Here is a 19,154-nt window from a genome sequence, read left to right on the forward strand (position 1 = left end):
ATGCCTAAATGAATAAAGCTTTTATTCCTGACGATAATTATAGCTAGTTTTACTTATATAATTTGACGGTATTTGTTGCTCACCCTTAGATCCTATCGTACCTGAGTCATTAATTGTATAAATAAGACTAATTTTAACTATAAATATAGTGAATATTGGTGCGAGTGCAATTATCTCGGGCGTAATGTTTGGGCACAAAAAAGGGCTGAAAATTCAGCCCCAAAAGTATGCTATGTATGCTTATAGGTTATCTAAAAAGCGTTCTGCATCAAGTGCAGCCATACAGCCAGTACCCGCAGAAGTAATCGCTTGACGGTAAATATGATCAGACACATCACCGGCAGCAAATACGCCTGGCACACTTGTTTGAGTTGCATTACCGTTAAGACCAGATTCAACCACTAGGTAGCCGTCTTTCATTTCTAGCTGACCTTCAAACATATCGGTGTTTGGCTTATGGCCAATGGCAATAAATACACCCGCTAAATCAAGTTCTTCAGTAGCATCTGATGCCACATCTTTGATACGAACGCCGGTCACACCCATTTGGTCACCAAGCACTTCATCAAGTGTACGGTTGTAGTGCATTACAACGTTACCGTTTGCTGCTTTTTCAGCAAGGCGGTCTGCAAGAATTTTTTCACTACGGAAACTATCACGACGGTGGATAACATGAACTTCATCAGCAATGTTAGACAGGTATAACGCTTCTTCAACAGCCGTGTTACCACCACCAACAACCGCTACTTTTTGGCCTTTATAGAAAAACCCGTCACAGGTTGCACAAGCAGAAACACCACGACCTTGGAAATTAGTCTCAGACTCTAAGCCTAAATATTTCGCAGAGGCACCGGTTGCAATAATTAAAGCATCACATGTGTAAGTACCTTGGTCACCAGTTAGTGTGAAAGGGCGCTTAGATACGTCAACTTTGTTGATGTGGTCGAACACAATTTCAGTTTCAAAGCGTTCTGCATGCTCTTTCATACGATCCATTAATGCAGGGCCGGTTAAACCGTGTGCATCGCCAGGCCAGTTTTCAACTTCAGTAGTGGTTGTTAGCTGGCCACCTTGTTGAATACCTGTAATTAAAACAGGGTTTAAATTAGCACGTGCAGCGTAAACTGCGGCTGTGTAGCCAGCAGGGCCCGAACCTAAAATAAGTAACTTACAATGTTTTGCTTCAGTCATGATCTTTTCCTAAACGTTTAATACGGTTTTAATGCGCCCGATTCTAAGAAAAACAAGCAGGAAGTAAATAAAAGATGAGATTATTTTTTTTCGCAAATTCCGAAGCTGTTCATTAATGTGTACTAGCAAATGACTTACAAGCAGTGCTCGACTAATAAATAGACTGTTAGCCAATAAAACGACGTTAATTCATGACCAGCCTGATTTTTTTTGTTATCTTTTAACTAATTTTGATTTGTCACTGCTTAATTATGTGACCTAAGTGAATAGGCAACTATGTTATTTTGGCAAGAGAAACCCGCATTTGGGTTGACTTCAAAAGACGTTAACGTCTTAACCAATGCGCAAGAATACCGTACGCAATTGTTAGATTTAATTGCCAACGCAAAAAAACGAATTTATATCACCACACTTTACTTACAAGATGATGAAGCGGGTCGTGAAATCTTAGCCGCACTACACAGTGCATCGTTAGCTAACCCTTCGCTTGAAATTAAAGTACTGGTTGATTTTCATCGCGCGCAACGCGGTTTAATTGGCGCAGAAAAGTCAGAGGGCAATGCAAGTTTATATTGCGATAGCTTAGAGAAGTTTAATTCAAACGTTCAAGTGTATGGTGTCCCTGTAAAAGCCAAAGAACTGTTTGGGGTGTTGCATTTAAAAGGCTTTGTTATTGACGACACACTACTATATAGCGGTGCCAGTTTAAACAATGTGTATTTGCAATATAGCGACCGATACCGACTTGATCGCTACTTTTTAGTTTCGCAAAGCGAGTTATGTGACTCAGTAGTCGACTTTATCGAATCAACCTTATTGAGCTCTGAAGCAGTTCCAAGAATTGATCAACGACCGCTTAAACGCATGGCTGACTTTAAACTTGAACAAAAGCAACTTATGCGTGAGCTTAAATCGGCAAGCTATAAAAGTGCGCAGAACTTGAATACTCATGCAATGGGCATTCGTTTGTTCTTGGGTTTAGGCCGTCGTAATAACGAACTTAATCGCTTAATCAAAGCGCTGTTTGACACTACCAAGCAAGAGTTGGTGTTATACACGCCGTATTTTAATTTCCCGGCTCCTTTAATGCGCTCTTTGCGTCGCTTATTAAAGCAAGGTAAACAAGTCACTATTGTGGTGGGCGATAAAACCGCAAACGATTTTTACCTGCCACCTAGCGAGCCGTTTAGTAAAATTGGTGCATTACCGTATTTATACGAAACTATTTTGCATAAATTTGTAAAATCGCAAAAACGCCACATAGATAATGGCAACTTAAACGTTTACCTGTGGAAACACGAGAGTAACTCGTTTCATTTAAAAGGGATTTGTTGTGACCGTAAAGTGCATTTACTTAGCGGGCATAATTTAAATCCGCGTGCATGGGGGCTAGATATCGAAAATGGTATTCTGATAGAAGACCCTGAGCAAACGATAATGCGCGATATTGATAATGAACGCCAAGAAATTTTAAAACATTGTCGTCGTTTAACCGGTCCAGATGATTTAGAAACCATGAGCGATTACCCGCAGCCAGTTAAAAAACTGCTTGGTCAAGCTAAGCGTGTAAAAGTCGACTTTATTATTAAACGATTTATATAGCATTAGGGTCTGTTGACCACAGACCCTAAAATGTAGATACAAAAAAAGCAGCTAATTAGCTGCTTTTTAATGCTTATACCTAATGATGACTTAGGTATAAACGGTAACAATAATAGTTACGCGTTTTCTACTGCAGTGCGTGGGTCAACATATTCCATGTTGAACGCTTCAGCTACTTCTTTGTAAGTTACTTGGCCTTTAAGTACGTTTAAGCCTTTTAAGAAGTGAGCGTCATCTAGTAGTGCCTTTTTGTAACCTTTGTTTGCAAGGTTAATGATAAACGGTAATGTTGCATTGTTAAGTGCAAACGTAGATGTACGTGGAACAGCACCTGGCATGTTAGCAACACAGTAGTGAACAACTTCATCAACGATGAAAGTAGGATCAGCGTGCGTAGTTGCTTTAGACGTAGCAATACAACCACCTTGGTCGATTGCAACGTCAACAATTGCAGCGCCAGGCTTCATTGCTTTAATGTGTTCAGCAGTTACTAGTTTAGGTGCAGCAGCACCTGGGATAAGTACACCACCAATTACTAGGTCAGCTTCAAGTACGTGCTTCTCAAGCGCGTCAGCTGTTGAGTAAATAGCTTTAACTTTGTTACCAAACTGTGCGTCTAGTGCACGTAATACGTCGATGTTGCGGTCAAGTACTACAACCTCAGCACCTAGGCCAACGGCCATTTGTGCAGCGCTACGACCAACCATGCCGCCGCCAATAACAACTACTTTAGCTGGCTCAACACCTGGTACACCACCTAGTAACATACCACGACCGTGGTTAGCTTTTTCTAGCGCTTGTGCACCTGCTTGAATAGACATACGACCAGCAACTTCACTCATTGGCGCTAAAAGTGGTAAACCACCGCGTGAATCAGTTACTGTTTCATACGCAATACAGATTGCTTTACTTTTAACAAGGTCTTCAGTTTGTGGAAGATCCGGTGCAAGGTGAAGGTAAGTGAAAAGAATCTGGTCTTCACGTAACATTGCACGCTCAACAGCTTGTGGCTCTTTTACCTTGATGATCATTTCTGCTTTTGCAAAAACGTCAGCAGCTGTTTCTAAAATTTCAGCGCCTGCTTGAACATAATCATCATTTGTAAAACCAATGCCCATACCAGCATTCGTTTCAACAATCACTTGGTGGCCGTGATTTACAAGTTCGCGAACACTCGCAGGAACCATACCTACACGGTACTCGTGGTTTTTAATTTCTTTAGGTACACCAATAATCATAATTTTGCCTTGTTAGAACGGGATAAAAATTTTCCACTATTATATTCATGCTAGGGTAGTGTGTCTCACCTTTTTTTAAGCTCTTTGTAGTGTTAGTATCTGTAAAATTAATTTTATTAGAATAAAAAACTAAAAAGCCATGCATAACTTATTAGACCGTATTGATCGCAAAATTTTAGTCGAATTACAACTTGATGGCCGCCTGTCAAATGTTGAACTGGCCCGACGAGTTGGCCTAAGCGCCACGCCCTGTCTAGAGCGAGTGAAAAAGCTTGAACGAGAAGGGTATATTTTAGGCTACAAAGCAGTGGTTGATCCCGCCAAACTTGGTCAAGGGCTTTCTGTGTATGTGGAAGTAACCATTACTAAAACATCGCCCGACGTGTTTGAAGAGTTCAGTGCCGCTGTTAGAAAGCACGAAGAAATTATAGAATGTCATTTGGTTTCTGGTAATTTCGACTTTTTATTAAAAACCCGGGTTAACGATATGTCAGAATACCGAGGGGTACTCGGTGATATATTATTAAAGCTGCCCAATGTGAGTGAAAGTCGTACCTACGTAGTGATGGAAGAAGTAAAAGGTGAAGAAGGCGTTGTTATTCGTCCTTTTGTTGCTTAATGATAAAGTAACAGCCTTTAATATACTTTTATCGTTGCAGCCAACTTTGCTTTTTTAATGAGTGTACGACTAAATAATAAAAACTTGTTCATAATCAGGCCATCATGGTTAAGATAAAGTGCATCAAAATACATTTCCTGCTAAGGTATTCTATTGCCAAGTGAGTGTAAAAAATAATAATGAGGGATAGGTAATTATGCGCCTAAACGGTGTACAAAGACTATTAGAAACGGGGCTCATCGTCAGCACCTTTGCAGCGGTATTTATTTTATGTGCTTTAATTAGTTTTCATCCTGCCGATCCTGCTTGGTCGCAAACGGGTGAGTTTACCAATGTACAAAATATCACAGGTACGGCGGGCGCGTGGGTGGCCGACATTTTACTTCTTACCTTTGGTTGGCTTGCCTATTTTGTGCCAGCGGCTATTCAGCTGCTTGGCTATTTAGTGTTTAAGCAGCCACACCGTATTTTGCAACTCGATTACACCACACTTGGATTACGTATTATTGGCTTTGCGCTGTTTATTACCTCAGCCACCGCTATCAGCAGTATTAATTTTGACGATATTTATAATTTTTCATCCGGTGGGGTAGTGGGCGATGTGATTGCATCGGCGATGATGCCTGCGTTTAATTTTACCGGTACCTCTATTTTACTGCTGTGTTTCTTTTTTGCAGGATTAACCCTATTAACGGGTGTGTCGTGGGTGCAATTTGTTGATTACTTGGGTGATTTAATTGTTAGGTTATACCGCTTTTTGGTTACCTATGCTCGCGGTTGGATGCAACGCGAACGCATTGCAGGTAAAGTTCAAGACGAGCAACCCGATGCCTATTTTGAAGACAACACCCGCCAACAAGAACCTGAACTTGCTAATAAAACAGCAGACAAACCCAAAGCAATCGATAAACCCGCAACTAAGGTTAATGCCCCTCAAGACGACGAATTTATGCCGTTTGACGAGCTTGACCAAATACTCGATCAAGAAATTAGCTTTAGCGCCATAGACGATGAACCTATGGACACAGAGGCAGCACTTAATGCGCTTGATCAAAGCCCAGTGGTTGAACCTGAAAAACCAGCCACAACAGTGGTTTCACCAGCAAGGCCAATTAACAAGCCAAAATCAGGGTTTCAACCGCCGCCAACTGCCAAAGAGAAGTTTGAGCAATTATTAGAGCAAGAGCCACCTCCGGGGCCATTGCCATCATTAGATTTACTCGACAGACCCGACAAAGCAAAAAACCCAATTTCGCAAGAAGAACTTGATAGTGTATCGCGCCTTGTAGAAACAAAACTACTCGATTTTAACGTACAAGCTACCGTGGTTGGAGTTTACCCCGGGCCTGTTGTTACTCGTTTTGAGCTTGATTTAGCACCGGGTATTAAGGTGTCTAAAATTACTGGGCTGTCAAAAGATTTAGCGCGCTCGCTATCGGCAATTAGTGTGCGCGTGGTTGAAGTTATTCCGGGTAAAACCTATATCGGTATTGAGCTGCCTAATAAATACCGTGAAATTGTACGTTTGTCAGAAGTGATAAACGCACCTAAGTTTGAGCAAAACCCATCGCCGTTAACCATGGTGCTAGGTAAAGACATTGCAGGGCAACCTGTGTGTGCCGACTTAGGTAAAATGCCACATTTATTAGTGGCCGGTACAACAGGTTCAGGTAAGTCAGTGGGCGTTAATGTAATGATATTAAGCTTACTGTATAAATCGGGCCCAGAAGATGTTCGTATGATCATGATTGACCCGAAAATGCTTGAGCTTTCAGTATACGAAGGCATTCCGCATTTATTATGTGAGGTTGTGACCGACATGAAAGAAGCGGCAAACGCACTGCGCTGGTGTGTAGGTGAAATGGAACGCCGCTATAAGCTGATGTCGGCTTTGGGTGTGCGTAACTTAAAAGGGTACAACCAAAAAGTAATGGAAGCCAAAGAAGCGGGCTACCCAATTATGGATCCATTATTTAAAGACACCGATGGCATGAAAGAGGGCCCAGATGAGCTAGATAAATTACCTAGCATTGTGGTGGTTATTGACGAATTTGCCGACATGATGATGATTGTGGGTAAAAAAGTTGAAGAGTTAATTGCCCGTATAGCGCAAAAAGCGCGTGCTGCGGGTATTCATTTAATTTTGGCAACACAGCGTCCGTCGGTTGATGTAATAACCGGTTTAATTAAAGCGAACATACCTACACGTATGGCGTTTCAGGTATCAAGTAAAATAGACTCGCGCACCATACTGGATCAACAAGGTGCAGAAAATTTATTAGGCATGGGTGACATGCTTTATTTACCGCCAGGCACCAGTGTACCAGAGCGTGTGCATGGCGCGTTTGTAGACGACCATGAAGTACATGCCGTGGTAAACGATTGGAAAGCCCGCGCTAAACCAAATTACATAGACGAAATTTTAAATGGTGATGCCACTGAAGATATTTTATTACCAGGTGAAGCCAGCGAAAATGGCGATGAAGAATCAGATCCGTTATACGACGAAGCGGTCGCCTTTGTAATAGAAACTGGCAAAGTCTCGGTATCATCAGTGCAACGTAAATTACGTGTAGGCTATAACCGTGCTGCACGTTTAGTAGAACAAATGGAAACATCAGGTATCGTGAGTGCACCAGGACATAACGGCGCACGCGATGTATTAGTACCTAATGGAGCAAATTAATGAAAAAATTAAGTAGTTTATTATTGGTATTGGGCAGTTTAGTGGCTATGCCCAGCTTTGCTGACGACAGCCAAGCATTACAAGATAAGTTATCAACGTTAAAAAGCTTTAAAGCACAATTTAAACAAAACGTAACCGACGGTGAAGGCCAATTGGTAATGCAAGGCCAAGGCAATATTGCGCTGCAACAGCCATTGATGATTCGCTGGCAGCAAACTAACCCAGACGACACGTTATTTGTGTCAAACGGCGATAAAACCTATTACTTTGATAGCTTTGCTGAGCAAGTAACCATTATGAAAACCAGCGGTTTAATTGATTCTACACCGTTTATATTGCTCACCTCTAAAGACCCTGCGCAATGGGAAAAATACAGCGTGCTCGCTACTAACTTAGGCTTTAGCATTACCCCAAATAAAGGCGTAGAAAGCCAAGTAGAGCAGCTTGATATTACTTTTGCTGATAACGAGCAAGGGCTTGCAAAACTGGTAGTTAAAGATAACTCAGGCCAGCTGTCTGCGTTTACATTTAGCAATGCACAGGTTAATACTGAGCTTGATAAAACAACTTTTGAATTTACCCCGCCAGCGGGTGTAGAAATAGACGATCAGAGTAACGGTGAGTAATTTAGGTTTTAACTTTGGGCCCGATGTACGCCCACTCGCTGCGCGTATGCGCCCTTTATCGCTTAACGATTACATAGGGCAACAGCATTTACTAAGTAGCGACAAGCCGCTGCATCAAGCTATTGTTGCAGGGCGTTGCCATAGTTTAATTTTATGGGGCCCGCCGGGGGTAGGTAAAACTACGCTAGCGCAAATTATTGCCAACCATGCCGACGCTGAACTAATTCAAATGTCGGCAGTAACGGCGGGCGTAAAAGATATACGCGATAGCGTAACCCAAGCGCGCGATAACTTACAAAGCCGCGGCCAGCGTACTCTAATGTTTGTTGACGAAGTGCATCGCTTTAATAAATCTCAGCAAGATGCGTTTTTACCGCATATTGAAGATGGCACTTTTATATTTGTAGGCGCGACCACCGAAAACCCCTCGTTTGCGCTTAATAATGCGATTTTGTCTCGTGCAAGGGTGTATGTTTTAAAATCCTTGCAGGAAAGCGATTTATACACGGTAATAGAGCGTGCACTTAAACAAGATGAGCAATTAAGCCAAAAACACATCGTGATTGCAGATAACGCCAAACAGGCGCTATGCCAAGCAAGTGGTGGCGATGCTCGTAAAGTGCTTAATTTACTCGAGCAAGCAGTCGATTTAACCACTGAGCAAAACGGCCAATTTCATGTTGACGAACAGGTACTCAGCCAAGTACTGCCCACGCATTTAGCCAAATACGATAAAGGCGGCGATGAATTTTACGATTTAATTTCGGCGTTTCATAAATCAGTTCGAGGCAGTTCACCCGATGGTGCGCTTTATTGGTACTGCCGTATTTTAGCCGGTGGCGGCGACCCGCTTTATGTTGCAAGGCGCTTATTAGCGATTGCCACCGAAGACATTGGCAATGCCGATCCGCGGGCTATGGAAGTGGCTTTAAACGCATGGGATATTTTTCAGCGTGTTGGCCCCAGTGAAGGTGAGCGTGCAATTGCACAGGCCACCTTATATTTAGCCAGCGCACCAAAAAGTAATGCGGTTTATATGGCGTTTAACCAAGCTAAAGACGATGCTAAAAATCAGCCAAGCTACCCGGTGCCAGAGCATTTACGCAATGCCCCCACCAATCTAATGAAAGATTTAGGGTACGGCGCAGAGTATCGTTATGCACATAACGAAGAGGGTGCATTTGCTGCTGGCGAAAAATACCTACCGCCAGAAATGGATGGCAAACAATACTACCAGCCAAGTGATCGTGGACTTGAGCAAAAAATTAAACAAAAGCTCGATTATTTAAAAGAGCGCGACGCACAAAGCCCAGTAAAACGTTATGAGCATGATTAAACTTTACATGATGATAGCCCTTGGCGGAGCGTCAGGAGCTTGTTTACGGTTTTTTATTAGCGAAACCATGCTAAAACTCCTCGGTAGGGGATTCCCTTTTGGCACGTTGACGGTTAATATTCTGGGTTCATTGTTGATGGGCATTTTGTACGGTTTAATCGATAAGCAGGTTATTGCCGTTAGTCCCGCTAAAACCCTCATCGGAATTGGCTTTTTAGGTGCGTTAACCACCTTTTCAACATTCTCAATGGATTCGTTGTTGTTATTACAACAAGGTCACTTTATTAAAATGGCCCTCAATATCATCTTAAACGTGATGGTGTGTATTTTTATGGCTTGGCTGGGCCTTCAGCTAGTAATGCAAAAAGGTTAAAAAACTAACATGTTAGATTCTAAATATTTACGTCAAGATGTCGAACAAACTGCAGCACGTTTAGCCGCACGTGGTTATGAACTAGATGTAGCGGTAGTGACTGAACTTGAAGAAAAACGCAAAACATTACAAGTAAAAACGCAAGAACTTCAAAGTCAACGTAACGCCAGTGCTAAAGCCATTGGTCAAGCGAAAGCAAAAGGCGAAGACGCACAGCCATTGCTAGACGCAGTTGCTAACTTAGGCAGCGAATTAGATGCGGCTAAAGCTGAGCAAGATGAAGTGTTAGAAGCAATTAAACAAATTGCCTTAGCAATTCCAAATTTACCGGACGAGTCGGTACCAGAGGGCGCTGACGAAGACGACAACGTAGAAATTTTAACGTGGGGCACCCCTAAAAATTACGATTTTGAAGTTAAAGACCATGTTGATGTAGGGCAAGACCTAAACGGCTTAGACTTTGAAATGGGCGTTAAAATTAGTGGCGCACGTTTTACCGTAATGCGCGGCCAAGTAGCACGTATGCACCGAGCACTTACCCAATACATGCTAGATACCCACACAGACACAAACGGCTACACAGAAATGTATGTACCGTACTTAGTTAATAGTGCAAGTCTTTACGGCACCAGCCAATTACCTAAGTTTGCGGGTGATTTATTCCACACATTAGGCCTAGTGAACGATGATGGCGAGCAGCAAGCTGGCTTTAGCCTTATTCCTACGGCAGAAGTACCGCTTACAAACAGCGCACGTGATGAAATTTACGAAGAAAGCGATTTACCAATTCGCTTAACAGCGCACACGCCATGTTTTAGAAGTGAAGCAGGCAGCTACGGTCGCGATACACGCGGTTTAATCCGTCAGCACCAGTTTGATAAAGTTGAACTAGTTCAGCTTGTAAAACCAGAAGATTCAATGCAAGCGCTTGAAGAGCTAACAGGCCATGCAGAGCAAATTTTACAAGCGCTTGAATTGCCATACCGTAAAGTGATTTTATGTATGGGCGATATGGGCTTCGGCGCAGCTAAAACATACGATTTAGAAGTATGGTTACCAGCGCAAGACACCTATCGCGAAATTTCATCATGTTCAAACATGGTTGATTTCCAAGCACGCCGTATGCAAGCACGTTTTCGTCGTGAAGGCGCTAAAAAACCAGAGCTTTTACACACACTGAACGGCTCGGGTTTAGCGGTTGGTCGTACGCTTGTCGCAATACTTGAAAACTACCAACAAGCCGACGGCTCAGTAGTAGTACCAGAAGTATTACGCCCATACATGGGTGGACTTGAAGTGATTGGTAAAGCTTAAAGTACTAGCTGTAAGCTGTCAGTTTTTAGCTATAAGTTTTAGAAAGCCGCTGTTTTAACAAACAGCGGCTTTTTTTGTTGACCAGGGTTCAGTTAGCAAGTTAGCGAGCTGTGAGATTAAAGTTTCTGCTCACCTGTAGATACAAGGGCGTGCTTTAGCGCGTTTATTTTTGATAAGGACCAATTTGTACTTTTCTAACCAGCTTTATAACCTAGAAAAAGGACTAATTACGCCATTAGCACCTTGTTGTAAAACATGCGTATAAATTTGTGTTGTTTTAACGTCCGAGTGACCCAACTGAGATTGTACGGTCCTTATGTCAGCTCCGCTTTGTAGTAAATGAGTTGCAAAGGAGTGGCGTAAAGTATGTGGCGTGATAAGTTTGGTTAACTTTGCCATTCTTACAGCCTTTTTAATCGCCTTGCGAACGCCTGTTTGGTGAAAATGGTGCCGTCTTATTTCTCCAGTTTCAGGATCGGTACTTAATTGATGAGACGGAAATAAATATTGCCAGCCTAAAGACGTATTAGCAGCTGGATATTTCTTTGCAAGTGCATGAGGCATCCAAACGCCAGCATATTGCTCATTGTGTGAGTCTAATTGTAAGTATTCATCAACCTGTGCGATCTGATTTCTAAGTAAAGGGATTAACTCAGTGGCAAGCGTCACAATCCTGTTTTTATTGCCTTTACCATTCCATATTCGAATACTCTTATAATCAAAGTCAATATCTTGAACCCTTAGCTGAACAGCCTCCATCACTCTTAGTCCACTACCGTACATTAGCCCAGCAATAAGATAGTAACGTTTACTTAAATGCGACATGAGCACTTTAACTTCTTCTGGCGTCATCACTATGGGTAACTTGGGCTGACGCTTGCTTCTGATAAAAGTTAAGTCTAAACATAACTCGTTTTTAATAATGTGTTTATATAAAAAAACTAATGCATTTAAAGCAGTGGCTTGAGTTTTAGGCGCTACGTTTTTTGTTAACACAAGGTAGTCCAAATAGCTGACAACTTCGTTATTTCCCATTGAAGCAGGATGTCTTTTTTTATGAAAATGAATATAAGAAGCAATCCACTTTAAATAGGTATTAATGGTCCTAAGTGAGTATTGTCTAACTAACATATAGTCAGAAATGTAATTCAAAAATGGTGATTGTGTTTTCATAAATACCCTAAAACTTTAACTGTATATATATACAGTTATAGCTTGGATGCCCCTATAGTCAAGAAATCGACCCGATGGGTTGTTTTTGTCGGTTCCTAGTAAAATGTTAATTAGTTATATATTTGATATAGAATAATAAAAGATATTTTGTTATTAATATAGATAAGATATTACAGATCCAATGTTGGGTAAAAAACGACCCTTAGGGTCGATATTAAATTGTTATAAATCTCAAGGAACTTCGGAGCATGGATTTAAATTATAGTGGAATTATAGGTGGCATCATTGCTGTAATTCTATGCACAATCGTTTCATCTAAAATCAGTCATAAAACAACAGATGGTCAATTAAAATTTGGAGTTTTGATTTCTGGTTTATTTTGGTGTTGTTTAGCTTTTTCGTTAGGGTGTTTATATGTTTTATTGTTTACTGAATATAACCATGAACGAGACTTTTACCCTTTAATTGGCTTAATCGTTGGTTTTGGTATCGGTGCAATTTATTCGTTTGGTGAAGCATTCAAGGTTCATGGTCGCTTTGATGAAACATCAATTCAATTTCATACTCCTTGGTCTGGATCAAAAGATGAATTGTGGGTTAATTTAAAACAAGTAAAGTTTCACTCTACCCCTAATTGGTATACTTTAACTTTTGAAAGTGGCGCCAAAATAAGATTGTCTGCATTATTAGGTGGTCATGGTTTAGTTATCGACCACGTTAAGTCATTAGGCCACGATTTATAACAAGTTGCTCAAACGGACAAATTCCAGCTGGCTTTTGCTCGTTCCTCGCTAATTTTAGCCAGCTACAATTTTCCGCTTAGCAAGGCGTTATGTTTTAAGGAGAGTTTTGTGGACATAGATATTGGAATTGCTGTTTCAACAGGTTTAGGTAGTGTAGGTGTTATTGCATCAGGCTTTGCGTTATTTCAAAACTATAGCCATAAAAAACTTAGCTTAATCATGTCTTCGAGAATTAAAGATTTAGAAGATGATAGAGCTGAATTAAAACTTGATATGAAAGAGCAAAAAGTTTTACTTAACGATGCTATTAAGAAGATAGAGTCTCTTGAAAAAGAAATTACATCACTTAAGAAAGCACTTCGTGATCTCATATCAAAGTCTGAAGGCCTTGCTAATCGTTTATCTCACATTGATGATCGGATTATCAATCATGAAGAAAAATTACTAAAAATGGCACGTTCAGCAGCCGAAGAAGCTGCTGTAAGTGTTAGTGGCCGTATCATCAGAGCCGAATTGAGTCCGGCTATACAGACAATAAAATATGTAGAACAATCGATTGAACAAATAAAAAGAGAACTCAAAGAGTCATCAGCTAGAGCTGCACAAGAGTTAGAATATTAAAACATAACAAGGCGCTCAAACGGAAAAATTACAGTTGGCTCGCGCTACGCGCAGTTTAGCCTAACTGTATTTTTCCGCTTAGCTTAGCGTTATATACCCAAACGGAGTTCGTAGCATAATTATGGAATTAACTAATCCTCTCCCACCACAAGATAATGAATTTGAAGCCCTGAAAACTGGTTTGACGGAATTTAACGAATCGCATACTGGTACTGTGTTTAGAGAAAAAATATCTTCATTCATAAAAGATGAATCAGGTGTGATTCTTGGCGGCATTCTAGGTGAAATCAACTGGAACTGGATGCATATTCAGGGACTTTGGATTGATGAAAGTATTCGTGAAGGTGGATGGGGAACAAAATTATTATCTCGTATGGAGGAATATGCTTTATCTCAAAATACCCCTAGCATTAGGTTGGAAACGACTACATTCCAAGCGCTAGATTTTTATATCAAAGCAGGTTATTCAGTTTTTGGGGAATTACCTGATATGCCTGAAGGTCACACTAGTTATTTCTTACAGAAGCAACTGGGCATATAACAAGCTAATAAATAAGGACAATGCTCCTCACCCGTTTTAGTGGACACCTCCTCATTACTTTGAGGAGGCTAAAATGCCTAGATATACCCAACCTAGAAAGACATGGTTTTACCCAGTTAATTTTAAAATCAAAGCAGTCGAACTAAGCTTACGAGACGATGTCATATCAAAGGACGTTGCCGAGGCGCTAGATATTCATCCGTTAATGCTGAGTCGTTGGCGAAAAAAGTACCAAAGGGGTCAAATCTTGACTTCAGACATCAGAGCTTAAATTCTTCAAAGCGGCTTGATTTAAGCCGTTATTTTCCTCTAAAAGCGCGGCGTCTCTTATCCTCTTTGTGAATTAAGTTCTTCATTAATAAAAGTACTCAGATAACAATTGAGCGTAATTAGTTAAGTTCTAACTATTAAACTAAAAGGGGTCTAAACTAAAAGGGGTCAAATCTTGACTTCAGACATCAGAACTTAAATTTCTCCAAACGCCTTAATTCAACCTGTTATTTTCCTCTAAAAGCGCAGCGCCTGTTATCCTCTTTGTGAATTAATATTGCTTTGCCAATATAAGTTTTGTGCGTTTTTGGGGGTTATTTTTAGCATATTATAATTACGATATAGGCGTTGGTGAAAAGCCATTTGTTTACTTATTTATAAGGTGGGTTGTTTCATAAGTGTTTGTAATGTAGTGTCTAATAATTAACCTAAATATAGAATAAGGAACATTCATGGAATTAGTCAAAACCATAAGTTTGAAATTTGAAGTAACAGAAACTGGTCATCAAATTATTCAGGCTGAGATCAACGGACATCAAGTAAATTTAATTTTAGATACAGCGGCGGGTGCATCTGTTTTGGATAGGGCATGTATTAAAAAGCTTGGAATACAAGAGAAACTAAGTGAAGAAAATGCCGCAGGCTTAGGTACAGCCGACCACGAAATGGGCTTAATAGACGTTTTAAAATTTGAATTAGCAGGGCAGTTGTATGAAAGTACAGAGTTTGTTTCACTAAACCTAGACCATGTTCAGCCCGCTGGTGGTGATAAAGTAATACATGGGTTATTAGGCTCTCCATTTTTTAGGAAATACCAAGCAGTGTTAGATTTTGGTACTAATACACTGACAATTAGTGAGCCGTTAGCAGGTGGTGAGTAATTGAAGCACTTATCAGACCTACGTTAAAAGGTAGGTTGGTTAAGCCGAAGGCGCCACCCAACAGAGTTCTATGGTTCTGTCAAGCTTGGTCTATACATTGTACTTATATTATTCAACTGCTTTTAAGCGTTTTGTTATGGCTTGTAATTTTTCTTCTAGTGTAAAAGACAGGACTAAGGTTTCTTCTACAATTTCTTTCGTTTCATCAACTAACCCGACTAGCTCCGACTCTTGCTCTTCATCCAAACCTAGAGTGATCATTTTTGATTGTATAGCTTGAGATAAATCATTAACGAGTATTTTTACTTGCTTATCTTGCTCTGAGCATAGTTTATTTATAGTACTAAAATCATCAGCAAGTTGGCTCTTGAGGGTGTTTAAAGCTTGTTGACGTATCGTCGCTTTTTCTAATTGCTGTTCAATAAATTCCATTCGGCTTTCTATAATAGTAAGTAAAATAGCAAAATTATCTCGAAGTCGTCCAAGGAAGCCTTCGTCTTTTGCATTTATTCCTTTTACAAGTATTGAGCAAGCAGGCGCGTTAAATAATAGGTTAGAGCTAAATGGCACTATTCGTTTTGCTCTTCTGCCTAGTTCAAGAATTTCTTTTTCCAGTTCAGAAATAGTTTGTTTTGGAAATTGGTGATATTGGTTTGCTACCCTAAACTCTACACAGCAGCTAGCGCCTGCATTGGTAAAGTACTGCTGTACGTTAGCAAATAATGCATCTAAATCGGTTACGTCAAGGTTGTCAGTAAAGAACGAGACTAACTCTCCGAGTTCACTTGCTTGTTGCATTGAGGTAAAAGCAGTTGTAGAGGCAACATCGTACATTTCTTTTAGATTATTTCGCTCTGTAATACGCAGTTCAACACGCTTTAATTTTTCGTTAAGTTCCTTAAAGTCTACTGGCTTGGCAATATAATCATCGCCGCCATACCCATATGCTGTGAGTTTGTCTTCACTTGATGTTAAAGCGGATATAAATATAATTTCGCAATCATCGTATTCACCGGATTGAGTTATTTGTTCAACTAAATCGTAACCAGTAAGGCCATTACTAAGTAAAATATCCATCAGGACGACTTGTGGTTGATGCTGTTCCATTAGCGCTAATATTGGTTCGGTTCCATCAGATGAAGTAATATCGTGTTGCTTGGAAAGCGCAATTTCCATGATGTTTCTATTTTGAGGGTTATCGTCAACGGACAATATTTTCACTTTGGCTCCTTAATTTAGTTATTGTCGTCCTATCTTAAATGATATTAGTCATGGAAATGGCTACCCGCAAATAATAAATTTATGTACATTTTCATAGGATATTTAAGTAATATCAGATAAAAAGTTAATTATGGTAGATACCTAATTCATCTCGTTTATCACCTTATAAAAGCAGCGAAATTGTCATGAATGTCATTAGTAACACTACAACAATCACTGATTCATTAGCTTCGTGGCATAAGAGCCAATCGACGTTTGAATTTCAAGGTCATGAGATTGGATATCATGTGCAAGGCAAACAGCACGCGCCGTGTTTATTACTGATCCATGGCTACCCAACCGCAAGTTGGGATTGGCATAATCAATGGGCTGCGCTGGCTCAACACTTTAAGGTATTTACCCTCGATATGCTGGGTTTTGGTTTTAGTGACAAACCTCAAAATGTTACTTACACCATAAATATGCAAGCGGATTTACTGACATATTTTTTAAAGGTGTTTAATGTAAAGGCAACGCATATTTTAAGCCACGATTATGGTGATACGGTAGCGCAAGAGCTACTTGCTAGAAGCAATTTAAATGAGCCGCATGCCATAAAAATACAGAGCGTTTACTTTCTTAACGGTGGGTTATTTCCAGAAACACATAAACCGGTATTATTGCAAAAGTTGTTACTTAGCCCCATAGGCTCTTTAGTGTCGCGACTTGCAAACTATAAAAGCTTTAAGCGTAATTTTGATAATATATGCGCGACGCCACTTGCTGAGAAAGAACTCAAGGAGTTGTGGCAGTTAATTGCATATAAACAGGGCAAGCCAGTCATGGCAAAACTGATTTATTACATCACAGAGCGTAAATTACATCGCGCTCGTTGGGTGAGCGCTTTACAACAAGCAGATGTACCCATGCGGTTAATTTGCGGTATGGACGACCCCGTTTCGGGTCGTCATATGGTTAAACGTTATCGCGAATTAATCACTAATCCAGATATTATTGAACTAGAAGGGGTAGGCCATTACCCGCAATTAGAACAACCAATTCAAATAACTCAGTCATTTTTTGATTTTCATACGTTAAAATAAATGACTAGTTTGGCGTTACCAGCATCAGCTTTGCCTCTTTGCCATCCGTTAATATCGCTACATTACCTTCAGCAGTAACAAATACATCTCTGAGCCTACCTGTAGCCTCTGGGAAAATATGCGACTGGGTGTATTCACCATCTGCTAAATTAACACTGTAGAGCTTCTTATCGACTAATGTAGTAATAAGCACGTGACGTTGCAGTGAAGGGAAGGCTGTATGCGTAGAACCATAATATGCCATGCCTGATGGCGCAATTGAAGGCGTCCAATCTACGGTTGGTTTAGCCATTCCGGGGTAGTCTCTAAAGGGGGAAATACGTGCTTGTGAATAATCGTCGCCGTTAGTGATTACTGGCCAGCCGTAATTGGTGCCAGCCTTTAAGTAGTTGAGCTCATCGCCGCCTTCGGGGCCGTGTTCGTGGCTAATGATTTGCTTGGTATCATAGTCGTACACTAAGCCTTGAAGGTTACGATGACCAAATGAATAAATAGCATGCGCGTTAGCGTTTTCATGTTTAATAAACGGATTATCGCTTGGAATAGTGCCATTTAAATTAATTCGTAGCACTTTTCCTAACTGGCTGGTTATAACCTGTGCTTGCTCGCGGTAGTCAAAACCATCACCACTTGAAAACAATAAGCTATTATCGGGCAATACAAGTGCGCGGCCAGAATAATGCTGTGGTGTGTCTTTATCGGTGGCAACTTTATAAATAATTTTTGGCGTTGAAAATTGCGTACCATCAAACCTAGCTTTGGCAATAACGAGCCTATTTGCATCAAGCTCACCTTGAGCGTATGTGAATATCAGTTCTTTTGATTCACTGTAATTTGGCGAAAGTACTATATCGAGTAAACCGCCTTGCCCTGCAACGTATAAGCCCTCGAAGTTTATTTTAACTCGGCTTTGTTGATTGTTTTTAATGATAACAACATGGCCATCACGCTCTGTAACTAACCAGATGTCGTTTGGGAGCTTAACCATGCTCCATGGTGAATTGAGGTCTGTTGCTAAGGTACTAGCAGTATATTGCTGTGTTGGTAGTTTGGCACTGGCGTTACAAGACAACACTAAAAGCGAAAGTAGCGTAATACCACACAAAGATTGTTTACACTGCAAGCCTTTGCTAGTGTAAGAAAAAAATTTCATTTTAAGTTGAGATAACCATGCAGTTTTTAACACGTATACTCCCGTCATTTTTAGTTTCTTGGTTGCTTACATTCACTCTTGCTAGCTTGTTTCATAGCCAATACGTTGTCAATCAATTAGTTAATGTAGGTGTAGTGGTGGGCTTTAATGATCGTGTTAATTTAACCCTTGAAGATTGGCTTGGCTTGCTACCTACTTACGGCGCTATTATTGCGATTGCACTTGCTCTCGCATTTTTTGTGACCTGGTTTATCGCGAAAAAGCTTAAAAATCAGGGGATACAATTATTTGTAACTGCGGGTATTGTAGCGTTTGCAACAGCGTTAATTGCTATTGAATCTATTATGAATATTACTATTATTGCGGGTGCACGAGGCTGGGGGTTTTATGCGCAATTATGTGCAGGTGCAGTAGGGGGTTATGTATTTGCAAAACTCATTAAGGCAAATAAGCAAAAGGCAGAGCATCACGGTTTTAAGTGAGT

At 40.5% G+C, this 19,154-nt stretch carries 19 protein-coding genes; 14 read left to right on the plus strand and 5 right to left on the minus strand.

Going from position 1 to position 19,154, the window contains the following annotated elements:
• Nucleotides 1-240: 240 nt before the first annotated feature.
• On the minus strand, nucleotides 241-1,191 hold the full coding sequence (gene trxB / locus AC0VZ5_RS06750; RefSeq protein ID WP_008110078.1) for a thioredoxin-disulfide reductase: 951 nt from the start codon (nucleotides 1,189-1,191) through the stop codon (nucleotides 241-243).
• Nucleotides 1,192-1,467: 276 nt separating this feature from the next.
• Here trxB and pssA point away from each other — a divergent pair, with 276 nt between their 5' ends.
• The gene (pssA, locus tag AC0VZ5_RS06755) at nucleotides 1,468-2,793 is read left to right on the plus strand and encodes a CDP-diacylglycerol--serine O-phosphatidyltransferase (protein ID WP_475474645.1); all 1,326 of its coding nucleotides are present in this window, start codon (nucleotides 1,468-1,470) and stop codon (nucleotides 2,791-2,793) included.
• Between the two features lie 116 nt (nucleotides 2,794-2,909).
• Here pssA and ald read toward each other — a convergent pair whose 3' ends face one another.
• Complete coding sequence (ald, locus tag AC0VZ5_RS06760; RefSeq protein WP_054200757.1) at nucleotides 2,910-4,031, minus strand: alanine dehydrogenase; 1,122 nt, start codon at nucleotides 4,029-4,031, stop codon at nucleotides 2,910-2,912.
• A 139-nt stretch (nucleotides 4,032-4,170) separates the two neighbouring features.
• On the opposite strand from ald, the gene lrp reads away from it, so the two are divergent.
• The 6 genes from lrp to serS all read left to right on the plus strand — a co-directional run bounded on the left by lrp (nucleotide 4,171) and on the right by serS (nucleotide 10,985).
• Nucleotides 4,171-4,650 carry a leucine-responsive transcriptional regulator Lrp gene (gene lrp, locus AC0VZ5_RS06765; protein ID WP_008110073.1) on the plus strand — a complete coding sequence of 160 codons (480 nt, stop codon included), beginning with the start codon at nucleotides 4,171-4,173 and terminating at the stop codon, nucleotides 4,648-4,650.
• A 196-nt stretch (nucleotides 4,651-4,846) separates the two neighbouring features.
• Complete coding sequence (locus tag AC0VZ5_RS06770) at nucleotides 4,847-7,336, plus strand: DNA translocase FtsK (protein ID WP_475474646.1); 2,490 nt, start codon at nucleotides 4,847-4,849, stop codon at nucleotides 7,334-7,336.
• The gene (gene lolA / locus AC0VZ5_RS06775) at nucleotides 7,336-7,962 is read left to right on the plus strand and encodes an outer membrane lipoprotein periplasmic chaperone LolA (RefSeq protein ID WP_036956351.1); all 627 of its coding nucleotides are present in this window, start codon (nucleotides 7,336-7,338) and stop codon (nucleotides 7,960-7,962) included. Before AC0VZ5_RS06770 ends, lolA begins: the two co-directional genes overlap by 1 nt.
• Entirely contained in the window at nucleotides 7,955-9,298 is a 1,344-nt protein-coding gene (locus tag AC0VZ5_RS06780; protein ID WP_138604907.1) for a replication-associated recombination protein A, read from the plus strand. The genes lolA and AC0VZ5_RS06780 overlap by 8 nt, the downstream gene beginning before the upstream one ends.
• Nucleotides 9,291-9,671, plus strand: coding sequence for a fluoride efflux transporter CrcB (gene crcB, locus AC0VZ5_RS06785; RefSeq protein ID WP_010389726.1), 381 nt, complete (start codon nucleotides 9,291-9,293; stop codon nucleotides 9,669-9,671). The genes AC0VZ5_RS06780 and crcB overlap by 8 nt, the downstream gene beginning before the upstream one ends.
• A gap of 9 nt (nucleotides 9,672-9,680) precedes the next feature.
• The gene (serS, locus tag AC0VZ5_RS06790; protein WP_138604906.1) at nucleotides 9,681-10,985 is read left to right on the plus strand and encodes a serine--tRNA ligase; all 1,305 of its coding nucleotides are present in this window, start codon (nucleotides 9,681-9,683) and stop codon (nucleotides 10,983-10,985) included.
• 204 nt (nucleotides 10,986-11,189) lie between these two features.
• Here the strand turns inward: serS and AC0VZ5_RS06795 are convergent, their stop codons facing one another.
• Nucleotides 11,190-12,158, minus strand: a complete 969-nt coding sequence (locus AC0VZ5_RS06795) for an integron integrase (RefSeq protein ID WP_138604905.1) — start codon at nucleotides 12,156-12,158, stop codon at nucleotides 11,190-11,192.
• A gap of 248 nt (nucleotides 12,159-12,406) precedes the next feature.
• On the opposite strand from AC0VZ5_RS06795, the gene AC0VZ5_RS06800 reads away from it, so the two are divergent.
• The 5 genes from AC0VZ5_RS06800 (at nucleotide 12,407) to AC0VZ5_RS06820 (ending at nucleotide 15,214) form a co-directional block, all read left to right on the plus strand.
• Nucleotides 12,407-12,901 (plus strand): hypothetical protein, encoded by a 495-nt coding sequence (locus tag AC0VZ5_RS06800; protein ID WP_475474647.1) that lies wholly within the window; start codon nucleotides 12,407-12,409, stop codon nucleotides 12,899-12,901.
• A gap of 108 nt (nucleotides 12,902-13,009) precedes the next feature.
• Complete coding sequence (locus AC0VZ5_RS06805) at nucleotides 13,010-13,522, plus strand: hypothetical protein (protein WP_475474648.1); 513 nt, start codon at nucleotides 13,010-13,012, stop codon at nucleotides 13,520-13,522.
• A 121-nt stretch (nucleotides 13,523-13,643) separates the two neighbouring features.
• On the plus strand, nucleotides 13,644-14,063 hold the full coding sequence (locus AC0VZ5_RS06810) for a GNAT family N-acetyltransferase (RefSeq protein ID WP_475474649.1): 420 nt from the start codon (nucleotides 13,644-13,646) through the stop codon (nucleotides 14,061-14,063).
• 73 nt (nucleotides 14,064-14,136) lie between these two features.
• A complete protein-coding gene (locus AC0VZ5_RS06815) occupies nucleotides 14,137-14,334 on the plus strand; it encodes a transposase (RefSeq protein WP_475474650.1) in 198 nt (65 codons plus the stop codon).
• Between the two features lie 451 nt (nucleotides 14,335-14,785).
• Entirely contained in the window at nucleotides 14,786-15,214 is a 429-nt protein-coding gene (locus tag AC0VZ5_RS06820; protein ID WP_475474651.1) for an aspartyl protease family protein, read from the plus strand.
• Between the two features lie 108 nt (nucleotides 15,215-15,322).
• Here AC0VZ5_RS06820 and AC0VZ5_RS06825 read toward each other — a convergent pair whose 3' ends face one another.
• On the minus strand, nucleotides 15,323-16,435 hold the full coding sequence (locus AC0VZ5_RS06825; RefSeq protein WP_475474652.1) for a response regulator: 1,113 nt from the start codon (nucleotides 16,433-16,435) through the stop codon (nucleotides 15,323-15,325).
• 185 nt (nucleotides 16,436-16,620) lie between these two features.
• On the opposite strand from AC0VZ5_RS06825, the gene AC0VZ5_RS06830 reads away from it, so the two are divergent.
• The gene (locus AC0VZ5_RS06830; protein ID WP_475474653.1) at nucleotides 16,621-17,517 is read left to right on the plus strand and encodes an alpha/beta fold hydrolase; all 897 of its coding nucleotides are present in this window, start codon (nucleotides 16,621-16,623) and stop codon (nucleotides 17,515-17,517) included.
• 4 nt (nucleotides 17,518-17,521) lie between these two features.
• Here the strand turns inward: AC0VZ5_RS06830 and AC0VZ5_RS06835 are convergent, their stop codons facing one another.
• Complete coding sequence (locus AC0VZ5_RS06835; protein ID WP_475474654.1) at nucleotides 17,522-18,703, minus strand: PQQ-dependent sugar dehydrogenase; 1,182 nt, start codon at nucleotides 18,701-18,703, stop codon at nucleotides 17,522-17,524.
• Between AC0VZ5_RS06835 and AC0VZ5_RS06840 the strand changes: the two genes are divergently transcribed.
• Nucleotides 18,688-19,152: a hypothetical protein gene (locus AC0VZ5_RS06840; RefSeq protein ID WP_475474655.1), complete on the plus strand. Its 465-nt coding sequence runs from the start codon at nucleotides 18,688-18,690 to the stop codon at nucleotides 19,150-19,152. The two genes, AC0VZ5_RS06835 and AC0VZ5_RS06840, sit on opposite strands and share 16 nt — an antisense overlap.
• Nucleotides 19,153-19,154: the final 2 nt, after the last annotated feature.

This window comes from Pseudoalteromonas sp. QJM3NY_12, from assembly GCF_056173165.1.

Bases quoted from the DNA above. Each gene is read 5' to 3' on its own strand.
- AC0VZ5_RS06840 (WP_475474655.1), top strand. From the start codon at position 18,688: ATGCAGTTTTTAACACGTATACTCCCGTCATTTTTAGTTTCTTGGTTG.
- ald (WP_054200757.1), bottom strand. From the start codon at position 4,031: ATGATTATTGGTGTACCTAAAGAAATTAAAAACCACGAGTACCGTGTA.
- AC0VZ5_RS06770 (WP_475474646.1), top strand. From the start codon at position 4,847: ATGCGCCTAAACGGTGTACAAAGACTATTAGAAACGGGGCTCATCGTC.
- serS (WP_138604906.1), top strand. From the start codon at position 9,681: ATGTTAGATTCTAAATATTTACGTCAAGATGTCGAACAAACTGCAGCA.
- AC0VZ5_RS06795 (WP_138604905.1), bottom strand. From the start codon at position 12,158: ATGAAAACACAATCACCATTTTTGAATTACATTTCTGACTATATGTTA.
- AC0VZ5_RS06800 (WP_475474647.1), top strand. From the start codon at position 12,407: ATGGATTTAAATTATAGTGGAATTATAGGTGGCATCATTGCTGTAATT.
- AC0VZ5_RS06830 (WP_475474653.1), top strand. From the start codon at position 16,621: ATGAATGTCATTAGTAACACTACAACAATCACTGATTCATTAGCTTCG.
- AC0VZ5_RS06815 (WP_475474650.1), top strand. From the start codon at position 14,137: ATGCCTAGATATACCCAACCTAGAAAGACATGGTTTTACCCAGTTAAT.
- AC0VZ5_RS06810 (WP_475474649.1), top strand. From the start codon at position 13,644: ATGGAATTAACTAATCCTCTCCCACCACAAGATAATGAATTTGAAGCC.
- pssA (WP_475474645.1), top strand. From the start codon at position 1,468: ATGTTATTTTGGCAAGAGAAACCCGCATTTGGGTTGACTTCAAAAGAC.
- crcB (WP_010389726.1), top strand. From the start codon at position 9,291: ATGATTAAACTTTACATGATGATAGCCCTTGGCGGAGCGTCAGGAGCT.
- AC0VZ5_RS06820 (WP_475474651.1), top strand. From the start codon at position 14,786: ATGGAATTAGTCAAAACCATAAGTTTGAAATTTGAAGTAACAGAAACT.
- trxB (WP_008110078.1), bottom strand. From the start codon at position 1,191: ATGACTGAAGCAAAACATTGTAAGTTACTTATTTTAGGTTCGGGCCCT.
- lolA (WP_036956351.1), top strand. From the start codon at position 7,336: ATGAAAAAATTAAGTAGTTTATTATTGGTATTGGGCAGTTTAGTGGCT.
- lrp (WP_008110073.1), top strand. From the start codon at position 4,171: ATGCATAACTTATTAGACCGTATTGATCGCAAAATTTTAGTCGAATTA.